This is a genomic window from Lactiplantibacillus sp. B652 (assembly GCF_023806745.1).
GTDB lineage: Bacteria > Bacillota > Bacilli > Lactobacillales > Lactobacillaceae > Lactiplantibacillus > Lactiplantibacillus pentosus.
This window is the reverse complement of record NZ_JAMSKY010000013.1, coordinates 1-22,510: the sequence shown is the minus strand read 5'-3', so window position 1 is coordinate 22,510 and position 22,510 is coordinate 1. Positions and strand designations below refer to the sequence as shown.

21 protein-coding genes are annotated in these 22,510 nt (G+C 42.4%); 3 read left to right on the top strand and 18 right to left on the bottom strand.

Annotation, left to right across the window (positions count from 1 at the left end; all coding sequences use genetic code 11):
• Positions 1–5: 5 nt before the first annotated feature.
• The 5 genes from MZO40_RS13860 to MZO40_RS13840 all read right to left on the bottom strand — a co-directional run bounded on the left by MZO40_RS13860 (position 6) and on the right by MZO40_RS13840 (position 5,271).
• Entirely contained in the window at positions 6–1,133 is a 1,128-nt protein-coding gene (locus tag MZO40_RS13860; protein WP_252133355.1) for a polysaccharide biosynthesis protein, read from the bottom strand.
• 21 nt (positions 1,134–1,154) lie between these two features.
• Positions 1,155–2,288, bottom strand: a complete 1,134-nt coding sequence (glf, locus tag MZO40_RS13855) for a UDP-galactopyranose mutase (protein WP_252133354.1) — start codon at positions 2,286–2,288, stop codon at positions 1,155–1,157.
• A gap of 358 nt (positions 2,289–2,646) precedes the next feature.
• Positions 2,647–3,579 (bottom strand): glycosyltransferase family 2 protein, encoded by a 933-nt coding sequence (locus tag MZO40_RS13850; protein WP_105962147.1) that lies wholly within the window; start codon positions 3,577–3,579, stop codon positions 2,647–2,649.
• Positions 3,580–3,641: 62 nt separating this feature from the next.
• Positions 3,642–4,553 carry a glycosyltransferase family 2 protein gene (locus tag MZO40_RS13845; protein ID WP_252133353.1) on the bottom strand — a complete coding sequence of 304 codons (912 nt, stop codon included), beginning with the start codon at positions 4,551–4,553 and terminating at the stop codon, positions 3,642–3,644.
• A gap of 514 nt (positions 4,554–5,067) precedes the next feature.
• Positions 5,068–5,271 (bottom strand): type II toxin-antitoxin system RelB/DinJ family antitoxin, encoded by a 204-nt coding sequence (locus MZO40_RS13840; protein ID WP_225367014.1) that lies wholly within the window; start codon positions 5,269–5,271, stop codon positions 5,068–5,070.
• Positions 5,272–5,502: 231 nt separating this feature from the next.
• On the opposite strand from MZO40_RS13840, the gene MZO40_RS13835 reads away from it, so the two are divergent.
• Positions 5,503–6,696, top strand: coding sequence for an N-acetylmuramoyl-L-alanine amidase (locus tag MZO40_RS13835; RefSeq protein WP_252133352.1), 1,194 nt, complete (start codon positions 5,503–5,505; stop codon positions 6,694–6,696).
• Positions 6,697–6,733: 37 nt separating this feature from the next.
• Here MZO40_RS13835 and MZO40_RS13830 read toward each other — a convergent pair whose 3' ends face one another.
• From MZO40_RS13830 to MZO40_RS13775, 12 genes are read right to left on the bottom strand one after another with little or no spacing between them, the layout of a single operon-like run.
• On the bottom strand, positions 6,734–7,900 hold the full coding sequence (locus tag MZO40_RS13830; RefSeq protein ID WP_105962144.1) for an acyltransferase: 1,167 nt from the start codon (positions 7,898–7,900) through the stop codon (positions 6,734–6,736).
• 22 nt (positions 7,901–7,922) lie between these two features.
• A complete protein-coding gene (locus MZO40_RS13825; RefSeq protein WP_105962143.1) occupies positions 7,923–9,479 on the bottom strand; it encodes a lipopolysaccharide biosynthesis protein in 1,557 nt (518 codons plus the stop codon).
• Between the two features lie 8 nt (positions 9,480–9,487).
• Complete coding sequence (locus MZO40_RS13820) at positions 9,488–10,471, bottom strand: stealth family protein (RefSeq protein WP_181186608.1); 984 nt, start codon at positions 10,469–10,471, stop codon at positions 9,488–9,490.
• Positions 10,472–10,483: 12 nt separating this feature from the next.
• Positions 10,484–11,554: a glycosyltransferase gene (locus tag MZO40_RS13815; RefSeq protein WP_252133351.1), complete on the bottom strand. Its 1,071-nt coding sequence runs from the start codon at positions 11,552–11,554 to the stop codon at positions 10,484–10,486.
• Entirely contained in the window at positions 11,469–12,674 is a 1,206-nt protein-coding gene (locus tag MZO40_RS13810) for a hypothetical protein (RefSeq protein ID WP_252133350.1), read from the bottom strand. Before MZO40_RS13810 ends, MZO40_RS13815 begins: the two co-directional genes overlap by 86 nt.
• Before the next feature lie 33 nt (positions 12,675–12,707).
• A complete protein-coding gene (locus tag MZO40_RS13805) occupies positions 12,708–13,724 on the bottom strand; it encodes a Stealth CR1 domain-containing protein (protein ID WP_252133349.1) in 1,017 nt (338 codons plus the stop codon).
• Positions 13,725–13,749: 25 nt separating this feature from the next.
• Positions 13,750–14,583 carry a glycosyltransferase gene (locus MZO40_RS13800; RefSeq protein WP_181186606.1) on the bottom strand — a complete coding sequence of 278 codons (834 nt, stop codon included), beginning with the start codon at positions 14,581–14,583 and terminating at the stop codon, positions 13,750–13,752.
• A gap of 8 nt (positions 14,584–14,591) precedes the next feature.
• On the bottom strand, positions 14,592–15,269 hold the full coding sequence (locus tag MZO40_RS13795) for a sugar transferase (RefSeq protein ID WP_252133348.1): 678 nt from the start codon (positions 15,267–15,269) through the stop codon (positions 14,592–14,594).
• Positions 15,250–16,197 carry an NAD-dependent epimerase/dehydratase family protein gene (locus tag MZO40_RS13790; protein ID WP_252133347.1) on the bottom strand — a complete coding sequence of 316 codons (948 nt, stop codon included), beginning with the start codon at positions 16,195–16,197 and terminating at the stop codon, positions 15,250–15,252. The genes MZO40_RS13795 and MZO40_RS13790 overlap by 20 nt, the downstream gene beginning before the upstream one ends.
• A gap of 17 nt (positions 16,198–16,214) precedes the next feature.
• Complete coding sequence (locus tag MZO40_RS13785; RefSeq protein ID WP_105962139.1) at positions 16,215–16,988, bottom strand: tyrosine-protein phosphatase; 774 nt, start codon at positions 16,986–16,988, stop codon at positions 16,215–16,217.
• Positions 16,975–17,703, bottom strand: coding sequence for a CpsD/CapB family tyrosine-protein kinase (locus MZO40_RS13780; RefSeq protein WP_088769805.1), 729 nt, complete (start codon positions 17,701–17,703; stop codon positions 16,975–16,977). Before MZO40_RS13780 ends, MZO40_RS13785 begins: the two co-directional genes overlap by 14 nt.
• Positions 17,704–17,714: 11 nt before the next feature.
• Positions 17,715–18,485 carry a YveK family protein gene (locus tag MZO40_RS13775; protein ID WP_105962138.1) on the bottom strand — a complete coding sequence of 257 codons (771 nt, stop codon included), beginning with the start codon at positions 18,483–18,485 and terminating at the stop codon, positions 17,715–17,717.
• A 356-nt stretch (positions 18,486–18,841) separates the two neighbouring features.
• Here MZO40_RS13775 and MZO40_RS13770 point away from each other — a divergent pair, with 356 nt between their 5' ends.
• Positions 18,842–19,444, top strand: coding sequence for a tyrosine-type recombinase/integrase (locus MZO40_RS13770; protein WP_105962137.1), 603 nt, complete (start codon positions 18,842–18,844; stop codon positions 19,442–19,444).
• Between the two features lie 48 nt (positions 19,445–19,492).
• On the opposite strand, the gene rfbB is transcribed toward MZO40_RS13770, so the two are convergent.
• Positions 19,493–20,509, bottom strand: coding sequence for a dTDP-glucose 4,6-dehydratase (rfbB, locus tag MZO40_RS13765; RefSeq protein ID WP_252133346.1), 1,017 nt, complete (start codon positions 20,507–20,509; stop codon positions 19,493–19,495).
• Positions 20,510–20,880: 371 nt separating this feature from the next.
• Between rfbB and MZO40_RS13760 the strand changes: the two genes are divergently transcribed.
• Positions 20,881–22,296: a polysaccharide biosynthesis C-terminal domain-containing protein gene (locus MZO40_RS13760; RefSeq protein ID WP_105962136.1), complete on the top strand. Its 1,416-nt coding sequence runs from the start codon at positions 20,881–20,883 to the stop codon at positions 22,294–22,296.
• Positions 22,297–22,510 lie beyond the last annotated feature (214 nt).

Sequence of the window (22,510 nt, the reverse complement as noted above, 5' to 3'; positions counted from 1 at the left end):
TCGAATCACTCACTCCCATGTTGACTAATTTGAAACTGTGTCCAGAGATAGTCCGTCACTAATAAGTGTTGCTTCCCCGTGGCACGAAAATGCTGATTTAAGCGACGGTAACGCGGTTGTTTCTGTAAGTGACCACGCGTTACTAAGCTGAACACCAACTGATAATGGCGATTGCTTACCGCGACCAGATTCACCGCGGTGACCCGCTGATGACGCGCATGCTCGAGTCGCACTGCCCCGACTCGTTTGACCGGTTCCGTTAGGCGCTGTGCACGATAGATCAATAGCCGCGATCCCTGCTGGCGAAACAGGACCAATTGGCGATTGATAAGATTCAGGCCAACGACCTGCTTGGCTTGTAGGTTGCCTAGGCGTAGTTGCTGCCAGCGCGTCACTTTGAACCGACTCGTCAGTTGCCCGTAATAGAGCTGCACGCGCTTGGTCTGCCGGTCAGTACCGCGAATGATGACTAGTGGTGACTGCGAGCGACGTGCCAGCACCGTTTGGACTTGACCGTGCTTAAATCGTGTCGTCGTCACCTGCAACCGCTGGCGATGCCAGTCTTTGAAATTGGTCGTCCAGTACGCCAGCGACCCGTCAAACAACGTCAGCCGGCCCTGGCGATAGCTGACGCTGGGCTGTTTCAAATGGACATTTGGATAACTGATTGGTAGCTTCGTCCACACCCGCCCATTGTGACTGGTACTGATCCGCCCGTACTGCGCCGGATTGCCCTGATACTGGCGATTCTCAAAAACGGGCGTCGCGGTATTTTGTGTTCCGGCCTGTAGATAGCGCGCCTGCCGCAACGTTTTTTGAATCTCCGGATTCGTCAATGCCGAGCGATACTTGAGTCGAATCGTCTGATTATGCCGTGGCAGCCAGGTTCCTAGTGGATTGCGATTCGTTAAGACGTAGCCGTTGATTCCGGACTGAAATAAATTGCGGTGGTTCGCCTTACCTACCAGTAAAATGGGGCTAGGCGAAATAATCGGTGTGCCATTTTGATCCGCTTGATAAATGCGCGTCACCGTATCCTGCCCGCGCTGGATGCTGAGCGCGTAAAACGCATAGCCTAGTAATAACACTAGCAGGGACAGGCTACCCCCAATTATCACCAGCCGTTTCTTCATGTTCAATCATCACACATTCTTTTAATTTACCGGTGCAAATTCCGCCGCGACCGTCACCAACGCCGCGTGGATCACCTGGTGCATGTCATAGTACCGGTATTGCCCGAGACGACCACCAAAAATCACTTGTGGTTCAGCCGCCGCTAACTTCGCGTACTGCTTATACAGTGCATTGTTCGTCTGGTTATTGACTGGGTAATACGGTTCATCCCCGCGTTGCCAGTTGGCCGGGTACTCCCGTGTAATCACGGACTGATCCGCATCGCCCTTGCCGAATTCAAAATGCTTATGCTCGATGATCCGGGTATACGGGGTCTCCGCATCCGTGTAGTTGACGACCGCATTACCTTGATAATTACCAACGGGCACCGTCTCCGTCTCAAAACGTAGTGAGCGGTAGGCTAATTCTCCTAATTGATAATCGAAGAACTGGTCAATCATCCCGGTAAAGACAATCTTGGGATAAGCTGCTAAATAGGCATCCTTATGGGCAAAAAAGTCAGTATTGGTTTCCACGGTGATTTCAGGATGGTCGAGCATCTTCTCAACGATCTGCGTATAGCCACCGATTGTAATCCCTTGATAAGTGTCGTTAAAGTAATTGTTATCGTACGTATAACGGACCGGTAACCGACGAATGATGAAGGCGGGTAAGTCGGTGGCCTTTTGTCCCCACTGCTTTTCGGTATAGCCCTTAATCAACTTCTCGTAAATGTCGGTCCCAATCAACGCGATCGCTTGTTCTTCCAAGTTACGCGGTTGCTGGTCGCCTAAGTTGGCTGCGGCCCGTTGCTCGGCAATCTTAGCCGCCGCTTCAGCCGGCGTCCGGACGCCCCAGAGTTCGTTAAAGGTATTCATGTTGAATGGCAAGTTGTACATCCGGCCCTTATAATTGGCGACCGGACTGTTAGTGTAGCGGTTAAAAGTCGCAAATTGGTTGACGTAATCCCAAATCTCCTGATCGGAGGTATGGAAAATGTGTGCACCGTATTGGTGAACTTGGATTCCCGCCACTTCCTTGGTATAAATATTGCCGGCGATGTGGTCGCGCTTCTCGATCACTTTGACCCGTTTGCCCCGTAAGGCTGCTTCGTGGGCAAAGACGGCGCCGAATAATCCGGCCCCCACAACCAAATAATCGTATTGTTCGTTCATGTGAATTCCCCCAAAAATTAACTTCGTTCTTGGTGAATTATAACAAACATTACGTGATAAACAATCGTTCAACATACGGATATAACGGGTTTTAATCAAATATCCGGGCTTGTTAAATTAACTTTACTATCTAAATAACAAATATTATTATGATTACCCGTTTAAACGCGTTTGTGTCGAGGCACGTCTAGCCCGTCATCTGATTTAGCTATTACCGACTAATAATCTGTTCCAGTCAGACCGCCAACCACAATATTTATCATCTGAGATTAGGAAATAAATTCGAAAATTAAATTTTGTGGGGTCCAAAAAACCGTCCTAATTAGTCAGACTAACTTGGACGGTCAACGGGTGACGTTTAAAATTTCTGCCCCGGCATAAAATTAGGGTTCAAGCCTTCTTTTTCAATCACCGCGTCCCGCAACGCTTGCGTATAGGCCTTGATGACCATTTTACGATACCCCCGATAAAATGGCCCACATAGCTTGAATAGCAAGCGTGCATAGAAATAGCTCAGCCAGGCCAGACTAACCACTGGATTGGCCCGCCAGCGTTTGATGGTGATGAACCGGTTGCGTAGGCCGTAGTAGAGTCGCCAATCTGGAATGAAGCTAGTCTTTAGGTCCAGCGACGGTAAATAGGTCTTGTGAATCAACTTGGCCGCACTCACGTTGACTGGTTTGGACAACTTGGCCGTCCGGACCGCGTATTCACAGTCATCCCACCAAATGAAGAAGCCCGCATCGGCCACACCGACTTGCTTAACGATCGCCAGGCTCATGAAGACGCCGCAGAAAGTGTATTGGTCAAACTCAAAGTTACCCGTGTATGCCGCTTCAGGCACCGCCTGCGTCCGAAAAGTACTCCAACTTGTGAAGCGATTGCGTTGATCCACTTGCAGGCGACCATCTTCCACGTACACGCTCCCCGTCAGGATTTGGCGGTTCGGATGGGTCGAATGATACGCGATTAATTTTTCAAAATAGTCCGCTTCAAAAATGGCATCGTCATCAGATAACGAGACCCAGTCAAGGTTCGGGTCGGCCTGAGCAATCTGCATGCCCCGCGCAAACCCGCCGGCACCACCGATATTTTGTTCCAAATAGCGATAGTCGACCTGCGAATTCGTCAAGATACCCTGATGTTCCAGCGCCGCACGCGTCCCATCGGTCGAATGATTATCAATGATGATGATCTTGGTCGGCGGCACCGTCTGATTCATCAGCGCCGTAATTGATTCAAGTAACAATTTTTTGCGGTTAAAGGTTACCACAACTGCCCCATATTGCATGTTCGTCCACTCCTAAATCGTTTCGTTGACCTGCTTTGGTCTGTCTTCTAATTGTGCCGTCATCACGATGGTAGAAATGCGAGTTGGCGCCCCAATCGTGCGTGCCAACCATCTCGATAGCCCGTCACGTAGGCTTTGATAAGTGGCCGCGCCTGGCCCCAGCGATTCCGGAAGAGTAGAATCGCCAGTAATTTACGTGCCAAAAAGCGGCGACAATACCAGCGCGTCACGCGATTAGCACCGCGATGCTTCAGTAATAACGCAATGCGGTTGCGCATCACATAATACTCTTTCCACGGCGCAATCGAGGCGCGCGTGTGAGTCGTTTTGTGTAAGACTTTGGCCGCACTAAGATTCATGAACCGGCCGTACTTCAACGCGCGGACCGCGTATTCAAAATCATCAAACCGAATAAAATAATCCTGCTCAGGCAAGCCAATGTCTTCGACCACCTGCCGACTCATTAGGACCCCGACAAATGAGAAAATGTCATACATAAAATCTTGCGCGTAAGTGGCTTCACTGACTGGTTTGACTGTCAATGTCGCCGGATTCGTAATCAACTCGCGATGCATCATGTCGTGCGTGCCGTCCGGTAGTAGGACTGAGCCGGAAAAGACTTGTTGTTGCGGATGGTCAGCGATACCCGCCCGCATGGCCTTGAAATACCCCGGCTCAAACAGCGCGTCGTCATCTGAAATCGAGATCCAATCACAGTCGGTCTGCAACGCCAGCCGCATTCCAGTCGCAAATCCCGCTGAGCCACCCAAGTTTTGTGCACAGCGGACATAGTGTAGCCGTTGATTATCGAAGTCAAAGCGCTGATTAATATAGCCCTCAGTCCCGTCCGTCGATGCATTATCAATCACGAAGATGGTCTCCGGTGCCGCTTCTTGGTTCAGGGCACTCTCCAACGCTTCCCCCAAAAGTTGTTTTCGATTGTAAGTGACAATCACACATGCTATTTTAGCCATAAGCTTCCCCCAAAGTGCGTTCTATACTGGCAGTCGCGAACTAAATCAGTCCGCTGCCGTTCCCAAAATCACAGTGATACCTCACACTGCTCTAGTGTGCATTATAGCTAGAAGCGAAACACCAAGACAAGCACTTAAATTTTTAAGTTTGGTGAATTAATATTCTGTATTAAATAATCTGTGGAATGATATTAATGCGTTTTTGAGCTGGTGAGCGCAAAAAAAGCCACGGCAGATTGGCACGTGGCTGATGAGTTGGTACGGATTGAATTGCATTTGACAAATCATTACCTGGTCAGTTACTATTTTAATTAATTTTTCTGATTCTGTTTGGATATAACTGGATATTGACCAATATTTATTCGGGTTCATGGGGTGATTGAGCGGTTATGGCTAAAAAGTCACGTGACTATTCAGACATTATCTTCAAATTTAGAGTTTCAAAGACAACCCCATCTTACTATGCACACATAAGCTATTATTCCTAATAAATAATGCTTATTCTCCGCCAAATCTACTTTCTTTCAGCATTACTATCTGCTGTCCGTGTTGGACGAAATGGTAACCCATTTTCCAATAGGCTCTGTTTGAAAAATAGATTGACCGCTGTTGAGAGATCAAGTCCCATGTCCTTATACAACAGTTTGAGTTGCTCCTTTTCTGCCTTATCAATTCGCATGGCAAACATCGTTTTATCATTATTACTATTTGACACCATTAGTACCCCTCCAATATGACTGTATTCAGTAGAAACATTACCTATTTATTAGCCTGAGCAGTTGATACGACAATAAAATTAATCATCATTCTGACAAGATTCAACTTACTTTTGTCAATACCACCCCGATATACTTGAGAAAAAAGTCGGTGTCATCTACACTCAGCACAATGACTTCTGTCAATTGTCGTGGCTAACACTCATTCAACTAAATGTTAGGAGCTGAAAACAATGATTAATCCCAAATTAGTTCGCTTCAGTCTACTTGTCAGTTGTCCAATAATTTTGATTACTTTAACACCGATAAGCGCTCAACGAATTGCTGCTGATACCCTTGTTGACGCACACGCTGAGGGACTACTGCCTTCCAACAAGGACAACAATTCAGTCTTACAAAAGATTATCAGTACACCACACGTTGGGACAACTACCATTAACATCCCCACTGGCCAATATCGTTTTAGGCCTGGCGCCATTAAACTACGGTCTAATTTAAAGTTTAATTTTGCAAAGGGTGCCAGCTTCAAAATCAATCAAGGCGCTCTGTATTTCGTCTATCCCAGCCCTCACGCAGGCTATAATGGTGGGATTAAAAACATCGTGTGGGACAACGCAATATTTATCGGAAGTGATGACCAGGGACAAAGCTCATTTACGCAAAGTTTACATCACGCACAACAAGTGAAGTTTCTCGATAGTACCTTTTATAATTGTGAAAAGCCAAATGGCCATTTTCTTGATATTGATGGTAGTCGAGACATTCTGGTTGACCATTCAAGCTTTTGGGGATTCAATAGTAGTCCGCAAGATCAGTTTAAGGAAGCCATCCAAGTTGACTACTCTAATCTAGTAGCGATGTCTTATCCACTTGCTGGCGACAATTATGATAACCTGCCTTCGTATAACATTTACGTTCAGCACAGCCGCTTTTTGCCAATTATGAATCATCAAAAAATTCGCTACTATGCTCCAAATCCAATCGGTGAACATGTCACCTACAACAACGGAAAAGCCGGGATTATTCATGACATCTACTTTACTAATAATGAAGTTGTTGACGCCCGACCTCAAACCGACATCGATACGGGCACCATTAACTTTCGTGGCGTCAATCGGCTAACGATTGCGAACAATCACTTTCTCGCAATTCATGCAACTACGCCAGCTAATTACATTCGAATCCATAATCCACTCTTTAACTACCACATGTATGACATCAAGATTATTGGCAATCATTTTACAAATATCAAGCCCCACTACCAAATGATTCTTTTTAACACGCGCTATCGAAACGGCTCGATTAGTTCTGTGCTGATCCAAAATAATGTCGTAACAACTTATTCACGTCCAAGTCAGTTTATCAGAAGCTACAATAGCAAAATAACCGCCATCAATAATCGCTTTACTAGGCTGGTCCAAAAGTGATTCCATTTGGCTGTGCCTCTACTAACCTAACAACCAATCACCTGGTGAGCTTCGCGATTACCAAGCTTGCCTTGCCCTCAAGCCAACGATTCGTCACATTAATCCGAGTGGCTGCCCATGAACAAACCCGATTCTCTATTCGATTAAATAGCCCTTGTCTTGCCATATCAATTAGTGTTGCGACCACGTAGACAATCACGGTCACAACGATTAGTCTCACGATACTCAACCACCAGACTGTCTTAAAAACCGTTCCTAGCCCAAATACTGTGTGCCATAGCCATGGTCTGATATATGGATTGTCATGTATTAAATATACAGATAACGTTGATGCTGCTACCAAATTAATGCTTTTACGACTTTTGATTGGTTTTGTTCCAACGAGGATAAATAAGCCAACTGCCATTCCTAATGCAAAAATACCATTACTACCAGAACCAGCCAAGACCGTCGCGTGCTCGATGAAAAATGTTTTCTTGGTTATCAGGCCAAGCCCATCTAAACAGGCAACTGAGGCAATATATCCAATCAGTGACCCCCAGAACAGGATGCGACCGACTAAGCGGTACCGTGGCTGCAATAGCTGCCTAAAGCGCATTTCGGCACCAATCAGATATAACATTATAAAGCTAGTAATATTAGTGGCACCCAACGCAACTGCATTATCAGGCATTGTGGCAAAAACAATCGGCAAAATAACGTTGGTCAAAAATAGGAGCTCAATAACAAGTCGGCGCATACCGCTCGTCGCTTTATTTAGAAAAATATTGATGGCCGGTATAAATAAATACATGACAACATAACTCGTCATGAACCAATAATTACTGAAAATCACAGGTAGAATCGACTTAACCAGGCCAGCTAGCGAAAAGTTCTGCGCACCAATCGCTATGGCAAATACGAACAGCCCTAACGAGTAAATAAAAATGGCCAGCCAGATCTTAATTACCTTCACAAGTCTAGCTTGCGAATAAACCATGAAATAGCCCGTAATTAGTACAAAGATTGCAACGCCCATCTTCCCAAAAACAACTAGCGACTGCAATAAAAAAATTGTGACGCCATGTGCTAAAAAATGTGGAATTGTGTAAAAATCTATCGTCGCCTTATCAAGCCCACCATGAACAATTGCGTGATGTAAAACAATCAAGAACATGGCGACAATTCTCAACAATTCAATATTCGAACTTCTTTGCTTTTTCATTGAAATATTCTCCGCCCTTGTTTTACTTTAATATCTTCTTAAGTAACGTGTTCTTGATATAAACAAAATTCTCTTGATGATGATAAATTCCGATGATGATCACTATCAAAAACAACGCAATCAAAACAACGTTAATGATTGCAATCGCCAATGCTGGCCAGTTCAAATACGTATCAATCCAGAAAACCAACCAGGCCAATAAAGCAATTAAGATTCCCATTGAGAGCAAGTTACCAAAATAGGTTTTTAAATAAAAGCTTTTAAACTTACCTTTAAGCGCAAATCCTTTCTGAAAGATGAGTAATGGTTCAAACCAAGAGTTGACAAGAAGGTTCGTCAAAATCGTTCCAATCAGAACACCCTTTATACCCAGATGAAAGACTGTTAGTAAGGTGAGTGATAAGATAAAGTTAACCAGTGCCTCAATGACCGACTTCTTACCGTTTGGCACAAATAAACCGTATGCGGATACAAATACAATCGAGGACTGCCGCAACTGATCGATGAAATAATTTAAGACAATCACAATCACGGTACTGCTAGTCAACACGTAATTTTTGCCGGCCCAAGCATGCACAAATGGATTTAAAGCAACTAACAAACAAGCTGCGGTAATTGTCGTCATAACTAAATTAATATAGAAATGAGTCTTGTATATAAAAAGACTTTTCGTTGCATCCTTTTCAGCAATAAGATTACCGATACTTGCTGTTACCGAGCTGACCAGCTTTGATAAGATCGTACTAACACTGGTCACGATTAATAAATAATTTGAATAGATACCGACGATAGCCAGCCCCATAAATGCCGATAGTAGTAAATTATCGGTAGAGCGTACTACAATGCTGCCAATCCGTGACCCGACCATTCCAATGATGTTACTTCGAATCTGCCTGATATCAAATCGGCTTAATCGTAATTTGGTATTTTCTTTGAGATAAGGATACTCACGATTCACCAATGCCGAAATAGACAAGTTGGAAATTAGCGTACAAATGGTTGCGACAATCAAATAAAGTGAATATGCCTTAAAGAAGTACAAGACAACAATTTGTAGTATGGTCTGCAATAAGGTGTACTTGAACGTATTCATGGAACTTTTGTATTCTTTTTGATCCGCAATCAAAATCGACCGTTTATACGTAAAGAAATAACTCACGACCGAATTACTTAGATATAGCAAAAAATAAATTGGAATATGTTCAATATCACCATAGTTTTTAATGATATATGGAAATAACGGAATCAACCCAACTCCAAGTACTAAAATAACCAGCCCGATACCAGTATATGCTCGCTTGATGAAATTCATCAGTGCAGATATTTTTTTATAATTCCTATCATAAATTGGTTTATATAACGAAAAGACAATCGAAGTCCCAACACCAAGCTCTGCAAATGACAGATAAGTCAGTAAATTGGTGAACAGGCCATTTAAGCCCAAAAACTCCTTCCCCAATATTTGAATGAAGAAGGTCTGATTGACAAACCGCAAAATAATTGTCAGTACTTGTAATAGTGTTAAGACTGTTGAATTAACGAACGCCTTTCTCCAACGACCAGTTGTTTTCTCTCCCATTATGCAAATTACCTTTCAAAATCTGAGTGTTGCGCAAACTTTTCGTCTAACGCACGGACTAATTCGGTCTTCTTTTGAGCATAATCAGTTGTATCAGCATCATTAACACAAACTAAGTGATGCTTGGAATGCGCTAATTCATTAATCAGTGCATGAGTCTGATTAAGTGTGTAATACGCATCAAATTTAGGACTCCGTGGTGCAAACGCCCCTTTTTCCAAGCGGAAATAGCGTAGCAAGTAAATCGTGACGTCATCACGTGTCCGAAAGCGGTGATTCACCGTTTGAGTTATCCTTTGTTGCCACATCTCTCTTGCTGCGCGATACTCTGATTTCGTAAATGAATAGGCGTTGTGATACAACACATAATTCGAAACGCGGGCACCATTACGAACGATTTGGATCAAGTTTTTAATGTTTCCTCTAAGCCTATAGTTTCGTGAAAGCATACCGCTAAAACTCTGCCGTCGCCCCTTCAACCACTGATTAATGCAGAGGATGTTGTTGAATAACAGAAAGTCAAAATCACTATTTGGAATCAGCCGACTATAAATACGAAAATCACATGGTAATCCATCTTTGAAAAAATCAGTTGGCGAGACGTCTTTATTGATCAAACAGTCATCATTAAAGTAGACAAACTGTTCCGACAAACCGGGAATCTGATCTAAGCAGAAATCAATGGCATTAGAGTTGAATGTTGGTAACGCTGTGCTTGGTATAATCTCTTGATGGTCAATTACAGTCAATCGTGAATTAGTCGTACTCAACCAACTTGGGCGCTGATGGTCAGTAACCAAGTAGATATGGTTCACCCAGTTGGCATATCTTTCAATTGATCGTAATAAATAACGAAGCGTGCCATAATCACGAAATCGCTCGTCCCCATTGCTACTGTTCACGACTTTCTTTCCAGAATAAGCCTGTTTCTTCTGTTGCCATTCAGGATCCGCTGAATCGACCCAACTAATGACAAAATCAATTTTGTCCAAACAATCCACCTCCTATAACAATTTCTTTAACAACTCAGCAGTTCGCTGATAGTAAACATCCTCGTATAGATTTGTAATACTTTGCTTCACTTGAGCTGCTGGAAAATGAGTCTTTCTATCCACAAACTTCTGCATAGTCGCAGCAAAGCGTGTCGCATCACCATCGTCGATTAAAAAGCCATTATCTTTATTGATGATGTCAGCCGGTCCAACTGGACAATCAAACGAGATAGTCGGAATTCCTCGACTTATTGCTTCTGCCAGGACCATCCCAAAGCCTTCAAAAGTTGAAGTTAAGACCAGCGCATTCGCATGTTCAATTTTCTCCCAAACATTTGAAACCCAGCCATGCCAAACGATATGTGACTCAATTTTTAGATTCTTGATGTAAGCTACACATTGCTGATATTCATCCTGGTTAGCAGTCGTATCCGTCCCATAGATGTGTAATTTCCAGGCCCCCTTCAGCTGTACACAAGCATCAAATAAAGCCTGCATATTTTTCTGCTGTTTAAACTGAATTCGGGCCACATAAATAAAATTCGTCACCTGATTTTCCGATAAAATTGTTTGATTACTTTTAGGAATTGGATTATAGATTAGATGGATTCGAGATTGATTAATTCCGATATCCATCAGTTGTTGTCGAATCCCACCACTAATCGCTAGGTGCTCATCGGCTAACGCTAAATAGCCTCGGTCACGGGTTGAAAAATAGTCATTTATCGAAAATTGCACCCACGAGATCAACTTAAAATGGCGAAAGTACAATTTTCTTGCTAGGTTAGTCAAAAATAGTAATCTAGGTGTAAATACAATAACGGCATCAGCATCACACCGCCACATATAACGGAGCAGCTTACTAGCCTTGGTTATTCTACCTGCCCCAGCGGTACCGATTGTGATTTGAGTACGCTCATCGAGCCGCTTGAGCCAAACAGAATCACCCAACATTTGCGACACATACAGCTCAAAATCATACGTATCGGCAAAGTGATTAATAAAATTCGTAATTACGCTTTCTTCTCCGCCGTGGCCTGCCATCGGACCAGTCACGATCGTAATCTTCTTCTTTGACGTCATCGGCTTCCCTCTCAAAACTAAATTCTGGATAACAAATTAACACCATTAGTACAGCAACTGGACATTGATATGGAATAAGCAATTGATTCTCCGAAATACCAGAAATCAAGTAAATCAAGAAAAATGCAACTAACGCATACTGCTTATGCCAAATGCTCTTTTTGAAAGCCACCATCAATAACACCATCACACTAACGAAGGCAACTAGCCCGTTAATGATTGGGAAAAAGATGAAGTCACCATCAAACGCACCCCGACCAACTGTCCAATTTACACCAGTGAGAACGACATCTGCCAACTGATTACCGAATAAATTCATGTCATAATTCGCTAAATAATAGTTCCAGATTGAAGGTCTGCTCGTAAAGATATCGTTTAATTGTGACAAAAATGCATAATTATTGAAATTATGTCCGATCCAAAGACATATTCCAAAAAAGATCACTGGTAGCAGAACTAATCCATAACTGAACCATTTAACTTTCAGAAGGTGTTCAATAATCGGCGAACTGATTTTCATGGCGACAACAAGCACAATCAACAAGAGTGCTGTAAAATCTTCCAACACAAGTAATAAAATCGTCGCTGCAGGAATTTCAACCCAATTAATGAATGATAATTTATGCCAGTTAAGTATCCAATGCATCACAACCATGCAAGCACAATAAAACCCGGTTGTATTGGGATTTCTGAATCCAATTCCCAACAGACCAAGTTTTGCCTCATGCATTGGTAGAACTTTCAGCAAGGCCAAACCGATTACAACCACGAAAGCAATAAAAAACGAAACTAAGTAAACTTTCAATACTAATCGGACGTCCATTATATTAATCGTATATAATCCCAGCAGGAAAATAATGGCCACATTCAGATTTCCTCTTTCCAAATAGAAGAACATTAATAGGCTCAATACAAATAAATATAACCACTGCTTCACTTTTTGCGTTCGGCCAACTTGTTGCAGAACAAACAACGTATATAACCCAATGTACATTCCATAAACCAGATACTGCCAAAAGCTTGAAACAAAGACTAATTTAAATGAGCTATTATAAATAGTCATGTAAATCAGAAATATCGCCAATGGTATCGCACTCAGTTGTTTTTTTGATAATTTCATACTTTCTTCCTTTACAATGAGGTGCAGTCACCCTTACTCGCGAACTCGTTCAAAACCGGATGCATTTGGAAAACGGCGATTAAAAAGACCAATAATTTTTTGTAAGTCGCGGTCAGTGGCATCGATCGTGTCATTAACATTGGTGATTTTTGCCTTTTTATGTCCAAATAACAGCTGTCCAGTTTTCTCTGGATTATTCGTATTGGCAGTCTGTCCAAAATACATACTCCGAACGTCGACATGGCCCAGAATAATCTGGTAATAACGCACAAACTGAATGGAATAATCATCAGAAGTCCGAAACTTCTCAGAAAAATTTTCCAGCAACTCCGGCTCTAATTGATGATAGGCTGCGGCCATATCTGATTTAATAAACGAATAGGCAGTATGGGCATCATATAATTCCGTAAATCGTGGAAAAGCGCTCAAGAACACATTCAATAAAAGAACTGGTAACCCTTGTTTGAATGAGAAAAATTGCTTCCATCCACGCTTAAGTACCTCACGCTTGTTGACTAATTGATTTATCTTCATCGTGTTATTCACCAGCGTATGATCGTATCCTTCAATCGGCATAATAATGGATTGGCCAACCGTATCACGTGCTTTACCATCTTTTGAGAAGAAATCTTCTGGTTGAACCGGCTGATTGATAAAAAAATCGTCATTAAAATAGACAAAATGTTCGCTGAGTCCTGGAATCTTAAATAGATTCCAATCAATGGTATTGGAATCAAAAGTTGGTAAAAACTGTTTATCAATAATTTCACTGTGATCAATAATCTTAATTTTAGGATTATCTAGATTTAGGAAATCCGGTACTCGATGATCCGTAACAATATATATTTTGTGGACCCAACTCGCATTTTGTTCAATAGAGCGGAACCAGTACTTAAAAAGTCCAAAATCACGATAGCGATTCTGGGCAATTTCATCGTTTTGACGACTTTCTGGCTGCTTCCGTTCATACTTAGCCTTTTTTCGTTGCCAGTCCTCATCATGGTTATTGACCCAAGTGACCACAAAATCAATTGGAAAATCTGCTTGCATAATCATTGTCCTCCCAACACCATTTTCACAAGTTTCGCAGGAATTTATAGAGAACCATTAAGAGATTGGCAGGTAATATTCTTACGGTTCCGCGAATCAAAATATTACGTAAGTATTGAGAACGTTTAAGAAAGCCATCTCGTACTAGTAGGTTTTGAAAATGGATTTCTTTCTTTAAGTAATGTAGGCCCCCGCGTTTGTGTGCAAACTCTCGATTGACATGCGCTTTTACTAACGTATCAGCTAAATTGGAAACTGGATATTTCGCATGAATCACACGTAGCCATAAATAATAATCTTCAAAAAGCGGGACGTCCACATAGCCACCGACTTCATCAATAACTGATTTTTTGAACGTAACCGACATATGATTGAAGGGATTGCGGACAACGCTCTGTTTGATAATGTGTTGATAGTCCACTGGAACTTGTTTGACGTCAAAAGGATGTCGTTCATCTTGATCAAATTCATAAATCTGAGTCCCAACAATCGCCGTATCCGGATGTGCACGGAACCATTCAATCGTTTTAGTCATTCGTTGTGGCATATTTAAATCGTCCGAATCAAAACGAGCCACTAATTCATTCGTACATGCTTTGAGTCCCTTGTTAAGCGACCGTCCAAGTCCTAAATTTGTTGGGTTTTTCAACTCAACAAATCGAATGTTGGCACGTTCAAACAATTGACGTTCTTCATGAATCACCGACTCAAGTTCTTCTGTCAGCTTTCCATCCTTCACCAAAACAAATTCAGCGGGTGGATAATCTTGATTTAGAACCGACTTTAAAGCTCGTTTCAATAATTGCGGCTTTTCATTCACATAAACTGACATCAGACCCGCATATTGATAATCGGTCATACTGGCAATCATCGTGCACCGTCCCCAGCGAACACAATCTTAACAGTTCCCAGCAACATCTTAATGTCGAACCAGACTGAAAAATGCTCGATATAATAGTTATCCAACTTACACTTGGCATCTGGTGTAATATCATAGCCGCCGTTAATCTGGGCATATCCAGTAATCCCGGGAATAATCCGTAAGCGTTTCGGAAAGTCCGCAAATTGTTGGCTAAATTCTTCCGTCAAGACGGGACGTTCTGGCCGAGGTCCGACCAGACTCATATCACCTTTTAAAACGTTCCAGAATTGTGGCAACTCGTCGACCCGCGTCTTACGCATAAAGCGCCCCACTGGTGTAATCCGGGGATCATTTTTCTGAGCCCAAACAGCGCCAGTCCGGGCTTCGGCATCCTGATACATCGACCGGAGCTTAATCACGTTAAAGCTCTTGCCCATTAAGCCGACCCGCTCTTGCTTGTAAAATGCAGGCCCCTTAGACGTTAGCTTGACCCAAATCGCAAATATTAGGACGATTGGGGAGCTTAACACGGTGCCAACTAAGCCAACGATTAAATCGAAGACGCGCTTCACAACCAATTTCCAACCAGTGACTGGTCGACCAATCATCGTTAAAAATTGATAATTCGTCTGTGGTTGAATATGACTGACTTTGACCGTTTCATTAATTTCGACTTGCTTCACGTTGTTGTGCCCCTTCCCAGTATTTGCTTAACCCTGCTTCTAATGACCATTTCGTGGTGTATCCCAACTTAACTAACTTACCAATGTTAGCTACCGAACGTTTAACTTCCCCGTCACGCCCCTGTGCCATCTTGACCTGTAATTTCTGACCAGTCACCGTTTCATACGTCTCAATAATGCTTGTCAGACTTGCTTCGTTACCATTTGCGATGTTAAACACTTCATGACTCGTGTCGCTCTTGGTAATTAGCCATAACGCCTGGATCACATCTTCGACATAGACAAAGTCCCGTGTCTGACTGCCATCACCATATAACGTAAACGCTTTGTTATTCTTCAAGCAGTCCGTCAAAATCGACAGTACACCTGAATATGGCGAGCTCGGATTCTGACCGGGCCCGTAAACGTTGAAAAAGCGGACACAGACTGTTGGTAAGTCGTATAGTTCGCCGTATGCTAGAACAAAACGTTCCGTCGCATACTTATCAATCGCATAAGGGGACAATGGGTCAACTCGTGAATCTTCTTTTTTAGGTAACTCTGGCAGATTTCCATAAACTGCCGCTGAGGAAGTAAACAGGAACTGCTTGATTGGCAGCGCAGTCTTGCGAATATACTCCAACATATTGAAGACCGCCGTTTGATTGACAGAATGCGTCTCTGCCGGACGTTCAATCGAATCCGCCACGCTGGCAACTGCGGCTAAAAAGTAAATGTAATCGGGTTGTTCTTCCTGTAACAACTGCTGCATGAACTTTTCATTGCGCACATCTTCAACATACACGGTGACTTCATCCTGATGCTTAATATTATGTAAGTCCCCCATGGACAAGTTATCGACGACGACAACGTCCAACCCTTCGGCGACCAAGTGATCGACCAAATGGGACCCAATAAATCCTGCTCCTCCAGTTACTAATGCCTTCATTCAACTCGCTCCTTCTACTAAAACAACCAGTGCTTCCGCTGTTTACGTGGCATCTTGATTTCGCCCAGTTCAATCTGATCGCCATTTAACAAATCCCGAGCGTTGGCTGCAAACCGTTCAGGATATTTGGAATTCAGTTCATTTAAGACTTGAAAGGCCTTCGTCATTGCAAAGCCACGGTTTTTCAACGTGTGTGCATCCGAAGCAACCACTTGAACTAAACCGCACTTCACAAATTCCTTGGCCGTTCGTTGGACCTGCTCCCCGAAGGTCCCAACTAAGCTCGTGGCTGTGACTTGAGCCAAAACCCCTTGTTCAACTAACTCATATAAACGTTGGGGTTCCGCAATAATCTGTGCATTACGTTCCGGATGGGCGATGACCGGTGTGATACCCTCGCAACTTAATTGGAAAATCAATTCATCCAAATAACTTGGGACCATCTCATGAGGTAGTTCAAGTAATAAATAGTTTCTACCGGTATCTATACCCAACAAGTCGTCCAGATGATCCATCAGTTGCCCATTGAGGTGAACCTCCTGACCTGGAAAGACGGTCAATTGGATATCACGCAAATTCAATTCATTTTGAAAGTCCGCGACAGCCTGCTTCACATTGACAGCATGATTTAAATAATGTCGATCCATGTGATGCGGCGTCGCGAGAATATAACGAATGCCGTCCGCCACCGCTTGTTCCGCCAGTTCAAGTGATGCGTCCAAGGATGGCGAACCATCATCGATTCCTGGCAAAATATGGCAATGTAAGTCAACTAAATTATTTATCTTCATTACTGTAGTACCCGTAACCATTGTCATAGCCGTAATAGCCGTGATGTGAACTATCCCGAACGTCATTCAAGACGCTTCCCAGGATATTAGCATGTGACTTCTTCAAAGAACGTACCGCATCCCGCACGGCTGCCTTTTGCGCTACGCCTTGACGAACGACCAAGACAGTCCCATCAACCTTGTTGGCCAATAACTGTGAATCGGTCACTGGTAGGATTGGTGGTGCGTCCACAATTACTAAGTCCAACTTACGGGTCGCCGAAGTCAAGAACTCGGTCATCTTGTTACTCCCCAATAGTTCTGCAGGGTTCGGTGGCTTAGGACCACTCGTCATCACGAATAGATTGCCAATTACGGGATGAATCGCATCGTTAACATCATCCAGTTGATTACCTAGCCACGAACTCAGACCTTTTTGGTTCTTTAAGCCAAATGTCTTGTGAATGGTTGGTCGCCGTAAATCGGCATCCACCAGTAGGACTTGCATGCCTTCCTTGGCATATTCAACGGCGAGATTGCCGCTGACAGTTGATTTACCTTCGCCCAACATAGCTGAGGTCACCATCAAGGTCCTTAACTTTCGGTCAGACGCGGCGAAGTTGATATTCGTTCGAATCGTCTTGATCTGTTCGGTAATGACTGACATCGGTTCATTAATCGCCGTCAGATTAATGGGTGCCGTGGTCGTCGTATTCTGTTCTTTACGTTTAAACATTGAGCACCCTCCTATACACGTTTCATCGCGTGTGAATTCGTCCGGTCATTGTGCGGGTGATAACCACCATTGAGATTCAAGACCTGCTTCTTCATTGAATGTTGATGCTGATGATTGACTAGGCCCAAACTGGTCAGTCCTAAATCGTCCGTCAAAAAGTCAACGTCATGCACGCGCCGGTCGGTCAACATCCGTACTGCTGCGTAGACGATACCGAGTAACAAACCAGCAACTAACCCGATCAGCAGATTGAGTGGCTTCTTGGGCGAAACCGCACTTTTAGGTGTTTCTGCAGGTGCAACAATCGTGACGTTGTTAACTTTAATAATCTTTTTGACCTGATTCTTGAAACTCCGTGCAATCTGATTAGCAATCGTGGCACTCGCCTTAGCATCGGCATCAGTCACTGCAATTGAGAAGACCTGTGAGTTGGTCGTACTGGTGACACTAACTTCACTCTTCAGCGTATTTAGCGACCGTTCGATGCCAAACCGCTTACTCAACTGTTGCTTAGCTGGCTTCAACACGACCTGACCCGCAATCAATTCCTTGTAGGTGGTGATCATCTGAACATCGGCTTGCTGACCCGCATACTCGGTTGCAGCGTTCGTATTCTTACGATTGACCAGAATCTGAACACTCGATTGATACTTCGGTGTAATAACAAAGAACGTCAACCCCGCTGCGACGATCAATCCAGCCACCGTAAAACCAATGATTGCCTGCCAATATTTGCGGACTAACCGGATAAAGAAGTCAAAACTTACTACTTGATCCATCATTCACTCTCTAAAACTTAATAGACTTTGCTAACATTTTATGTAACGTCACTATTTTGAAAAGAATGATTCCTTTTACGACAAGGGTTTAACCTGAATTTGATAAATTTACGATAAACTTGTGTCAATCACGACTTTTATCGATGTTTTTATACAATAAAACAACAGATTAAATTGACAAATATAAACGAGATGTTATATTTATTTACAGATTGTGTTTAAACGGCATTATTTTTTTCAAAATAGTGCCGTTTTCCCGTGCAATCCGGTGATGTACTAGATGATTGATTATATTTATTAATTAATATGGTTTATAATTACTATGTAATAAGCAGAATTAGTACGTTCCACGAAAGAGTGTGATAATGATTTACTACAATGTCGAGCCACTGCGTTCCCAACAGGAAATTACGGCCTTCGTCAACTATGCCCGCAACGGCACGCATGGCGAACGGAACGCCCTCTTGATCTTGATTGGCTTAAACACCGGGCTACGAATGAGCGATATTCTTAACCTGAAAGTGGCACAAGTTCGCTACCAAGATGTCGTCCAAATTACAGAAAAAAAGACGAAAAAAAGACGTCTGATTTTACTCACACGTCTGCGTCCACAAATCAATCACTATATAGAAGATTTACCTGATTCTGAATACCTGTTTACCAATCGCCAACATCACCCTCTGAGTGTGAATGCTGTCTACAAGTTGTTTCAAACCATCGCTCGCAAGATGAACCGAACTGACATTGGGACACATACACTACGTAAAACGTTTGGATACCACTATTACCAGCAGACACACGATATTGGGACGCTGATGATGATCTTTAATCACTCCAGTGAAGCCATTACAAAGCGGTATATCGGACTTAGTCAGGACGTGATTATGAGGCAGATGGCCGGGTTCTCGTTGGGAATTGAAGGGGCATCAGTGGAAAAGAAGAATAGTCAAAAGACTGGTTAGTCCCGGGGGTTGCGGGGTTGACCAGTCTTTTGACTATGGCTTTGTTCATTATTGATTATGTCGTGCGTAAGTCTGCTCAACTTGCGCTTTGCTAGTCTCCCACCAGCTACGATGGGACGTATACCACTCAATCGTATCCTGGAGGCCAGCTTCAAAGTTGGTGTACTGTGGCCGCCAACCAAGTTCAGTTCGTAGTTTGGATGCATCAATTGCATACCGTAGATCATGTCCTGGTCGGTCTCTGACGACATCATAAGCGTCTTGCGGCTGCCCCATCAACTGTAAAATCATTTCAAGTACCGCCTTATTGCTCATTTCCCCATTAGCGCCAATCAGATACGTTTCACCAATTCGTCCCTTAGTTAAAATATCCCAGATTGCAGCCGAATGATCATTGGTATGAATCCAGTCACGAACATTATTACCACTTCCATATAACTTAGGACGACGTCCACTCAAAATATTGGTAATCTGGCGTGGAATAAACTTTTCGATATGCTGGTACGGGCCATAGTTATTGGAACAATTTGAAATCGTCGCCTGCAGGCCAAATGAACGGGTCCAAGCTCTCACTAACATGTCACTGCTAGCTTTAGATGCCGAGTATGGACTTGAAGGCTGATATGGGCTGGTTGGGGTAAATTTACCTTCATCGCCACTGCCGTATTCAGATAACGGCAAGTCCCCGTAGACTTCATCGGTGGACACATGATGGAATCGCTTATGCTGCTTAGTTGCCGCCTGTATTAGCGTGTATGTGCCTACAATGTTGGTCTGAATAAAGGGCCACGGATTAACTAATGCCTTATCATTATGGCTTTCTGCAGCAAAGTGCACGATTGCATCAGCTTTGGAGACTAATCTATCTACTAACGGCGCATCACAGATGTCACCAACGACTAGTTTAACGCGGCCACCCAGTATGTCGGTCAGGTTAGCACGATTGCCGGCGTAAGTTAGCTTGTCCAGTACGACTATTTGTACTTTTGGATGCGACTCATAAACATATCTAGCAAAATTCGCACCGATGAATCCAACACCGCCTGTGATTAGTAGATGATTCATATTAGCAACACCTTTCTTAACGACATTTTGAATGTATGTACTTAGATCTCAAATTATTCCAACGTTTCTTATTTAGTAGTTTGAACACTAATTATACATATATCTTACTAAAAAAATACTCATACCGGTACTTTACCTATATTATACCTTTCATATTCGGATAATTACTTTATACTTTAACAAAATTATATTTCGGAATATTTTCATAAAACAGAATAGTTTCAGAAACCACTTGCTATGAATTGAGCATTACCATGATAGCTGTTAAGTTATATTGAACGATTTTTAGAAACGCCCTTAATCAGTCAATAAATATGCTATAATTATTCAGTCGCATTTCATTTATTAATACAACAACTGTGAGGAATTACATGAAAATTGTAAAAAACTATCTTTATAACGTCGGTTACAATATTTTGATTTTACTTACCCCATTGCTAACAGTTCCCTATATCTCTCGGGTACTTGGTCCCTCAGGAGTCGGAATCAACGCAACAACTAATTCAGTAATTACATACTTTTTACTTGCTGGAACAGTCGGAATAACAATCTACGGCAATCGTGAAATTGCCTTTATCAGGGAAGATGACAGAAAAAGATCTCAAACTTTTTGGGAAATTGAATTTCTGCAAATTACGACAATATCAATTGCATACTTAGCATTTTGCGTTTTCCTATATTTACAGAATCAGCTCAAAATATATTTCTTCTACCAATCCTTTTTGATTATTGCAGGCGCTTTTGATATCTCCTGGTTTTTTATGGGGCTTGAAGATTTTAAGAAAACCGTTATCAGAAATATGATTGTTAAATTATTATCCTTGGCTTCAATATTTGTATTTGTCAAAAACAGTCATGATGTGGGGATTTATATTCTAATCCTATCGCTGTCGCAATTGTTGGGTAATATTACTCTGTGGCCATATTTGCCTAAACTTGTCTATCCTCCAAAGATTAGCGAATTGCGAATGTTTCGACATTTAAAACCTTCTTTAACTTTATTTGTTCCACAAGTTGCCACAACTATTTATCTTGCCGTAAATAAAACAATGCTTTGGAAATTGGACTCTGTCACTGCCTCCGGATACTATGATTACTCAGACAAGCTGGTAAAACTCGTGCTTGCTATCGTCACCTCCACAGGTACGGTCATGCTTCCTCATGTGGCAAACCTTTACGCCAAGAAACAGATCAATAAAGTGAAACAATATTTATATACTTCGTTTGACTTTGTTCTTTCAATCTCCATACCAATGTCGTTTGGAATTGCTAGCATCGCAACTGCATTGGCACCATGGTTTTTTGGAAAAGCTTTTACTTCTGTAAATATTCTCCTAATAATTGAAGCGCCAGTTATCGTTCTAATTGGGCAAAGTAACGTAATCGGGCAACAATACTTACTACCCACAAAACAAATGCGTACTTACACAACTTCTGTAGTACTCGGTGCAATCACTAACATAATCATCGATATTCCGCTAATTCTGCATTGGGGTGTTTACGGCGCCATGCTTGCAACATTACTATCTGAGTTGGTAGTAACATTATATCAACTAATCATGGTTAGAAAATCACTGAGGATCAGTTTGTTATTTACCAATTCACTTAAGTATATTTTCGCTGGAATTATGATGTTTATCCCCGTATACATTTTGAATGTAACAATGAATATCTCCACAGTTAATCTCGTCTTACAAATATTGACTGGTTTACTTGTTTATGTCGGATTCTTGCTAATTTTACAACCTTCTATTATATTTAAACTAAAATCACTTAGAGAAATGTAAACAGAAAATGAGAGTGCCTAATTAGATGCCTAATTCTTTCTAAATTGTTCAGGAAAAGAGTGTTCTAAACTTCTCAAAGGCTGAGATGTTTAGAACATGTCAGCAACGGTTGTAAAATGTTGGAAAATACCGATTAGAAAATGTCGGTTTTCCAACATTTTTTTACGGTAAAATAAACGCATCTCAAATTTGGAGGAACTGAAATGCGTTTAGA

What these genes read in the sequence shown, in the direction of transcription:
- MZO40_RS13775 (WP_105962138.1), bottom strand. Translation starts at nt 18,485, where the DNA reads ATGATGGATCAAGTAGTAAGTTTTGACTTCTTTATCCGGTTAGTCCGC.
- MZO40_RS13810 (WP_252133350.1), bottom strand. Translation starts at nt 12,674, where the DNA reads ATGAAATTATCAAAAAAACAACTGAGTGCGATACCATTGGCGATATTT.
- MZO40_RS13825 (WP_105962143.1), bottom strand. Translation starts at nt 9,479, where the DNA reads ATGGGAGAGAAAACAACTGGTCGTTGGAGAAAGGCGTTCGTTAATTCA.
- glf (WP_252133354.1), bottom strand. Translation starts at nt 2,288, where the DNA reads ATGAACGAACAATACGATTATTTGGTTGTGGGGGCCGGATTATTCGGC.
- MZO40_RS13780 (WP_088769805.1), bottom strand. Translation starts at nt 17,703, where the DNA reads ATGTTTAAACGTAAAGAACAGAATACGACGACCACGGCACCCATTAAT.
- MZO40_RS13815 (WP_252133351.1), bottom strand. Translation starts at nt 11,554, where the DNA reads ATGACGTCAAAGAAGAAGATTACGATCGTGACTGGTCCGATGGCAGGC.
- MZO40_RS13860 (WP_252133355.1), bottom strand. Translation starts at nt 1,133, where the DNA reads ATGAAGAAACGGCTGGTGATAATTGGGGGTAGCCTGTCCCTGCTAGTG.
- MZO40_RS13830 (WP_105962144.1), bottom strand. Translation starts at nt 7,900, where the DNA reads ATGAAAAAGCAAAGAAGTTCGAATATTGAATTGTTGAGAATTGTCGCC.
- MZO40_RS13835 (WP_252133352.1), top strand. Translation starts at nt 5,503, where the DNA reads ATGATTAATCCCAAATTAGTTCGCTTCAGTCTACTTGTCAGTTGTCCA.
- MZO40_RS13790 (WP_252133347.1), bottom strand. Translation starts at nt 16,197, where the DNA reads ATGAAGGCATTAGTAACTGGAGGAGCAGGATTTATTGGGTCCCATTTG.
- MZO40_RS13805 (WP_252133349.1), bottom strand. Translation starts at nt 13,724, where the DNA reads ATGCAAGCAGATTTTCCAATTGATTTTGTGGTCACTTGGGTCAATAAC.
- MZO40_RS13845 (WP_252133353.1), bottom strand. Translation starts at nt 4,553, where the DNA reads ATGGCTAAAATAGCATGTGTGATTGTCACTTACAATCGAAAACAACTT.
- MZO40_RS13785 (WP_105962139.1), bottom strand. Translation starts at nt 16,988, where the DNA reads ATGAAGATAAATAATTTAGTTGACTTACATTGCCATATTTTGCCAGGA.
- MZO40_RS13840 (WP_225367014.1), bottom strand. Translation starts at nt 5,271, where the DNA reads ATGGTGTCAAATAGTAATAATGATAAAACGATGTTTGCCATGCGAATT.
- MZO40_RS13760 (WP_105962136.1), top strand. Translation starts at nt 20,881, where the DNA reads ATGAAAATTGTAAAAAACTATCTTTATAACGTCGGTTACAATATTTTG.
- rfbB (WP_252133346.1), bottom strand. Translation starts at nt 20,509, where the DNA reads ATGAATCATCTACTAATCACAGGCGGTGTTGGATTCATCGGTGCGAAT.
- MZO40_RS13850 (WP_105962147.1), bottom strand. Translation starts at nt 3,579, where the DNA reads ATGCAATATGGGGCAGTTGTGGTAACCTTTAACCGCAAAAAATTGTTA.
- MZO40_RS13800 (WP_181186606.1), bottom strand. Translation starts at nt 14,583, where the DNA reads ATGACCGATTATCAATATGCGGGTCTGATGTCAGTTTATGTGAATGAA.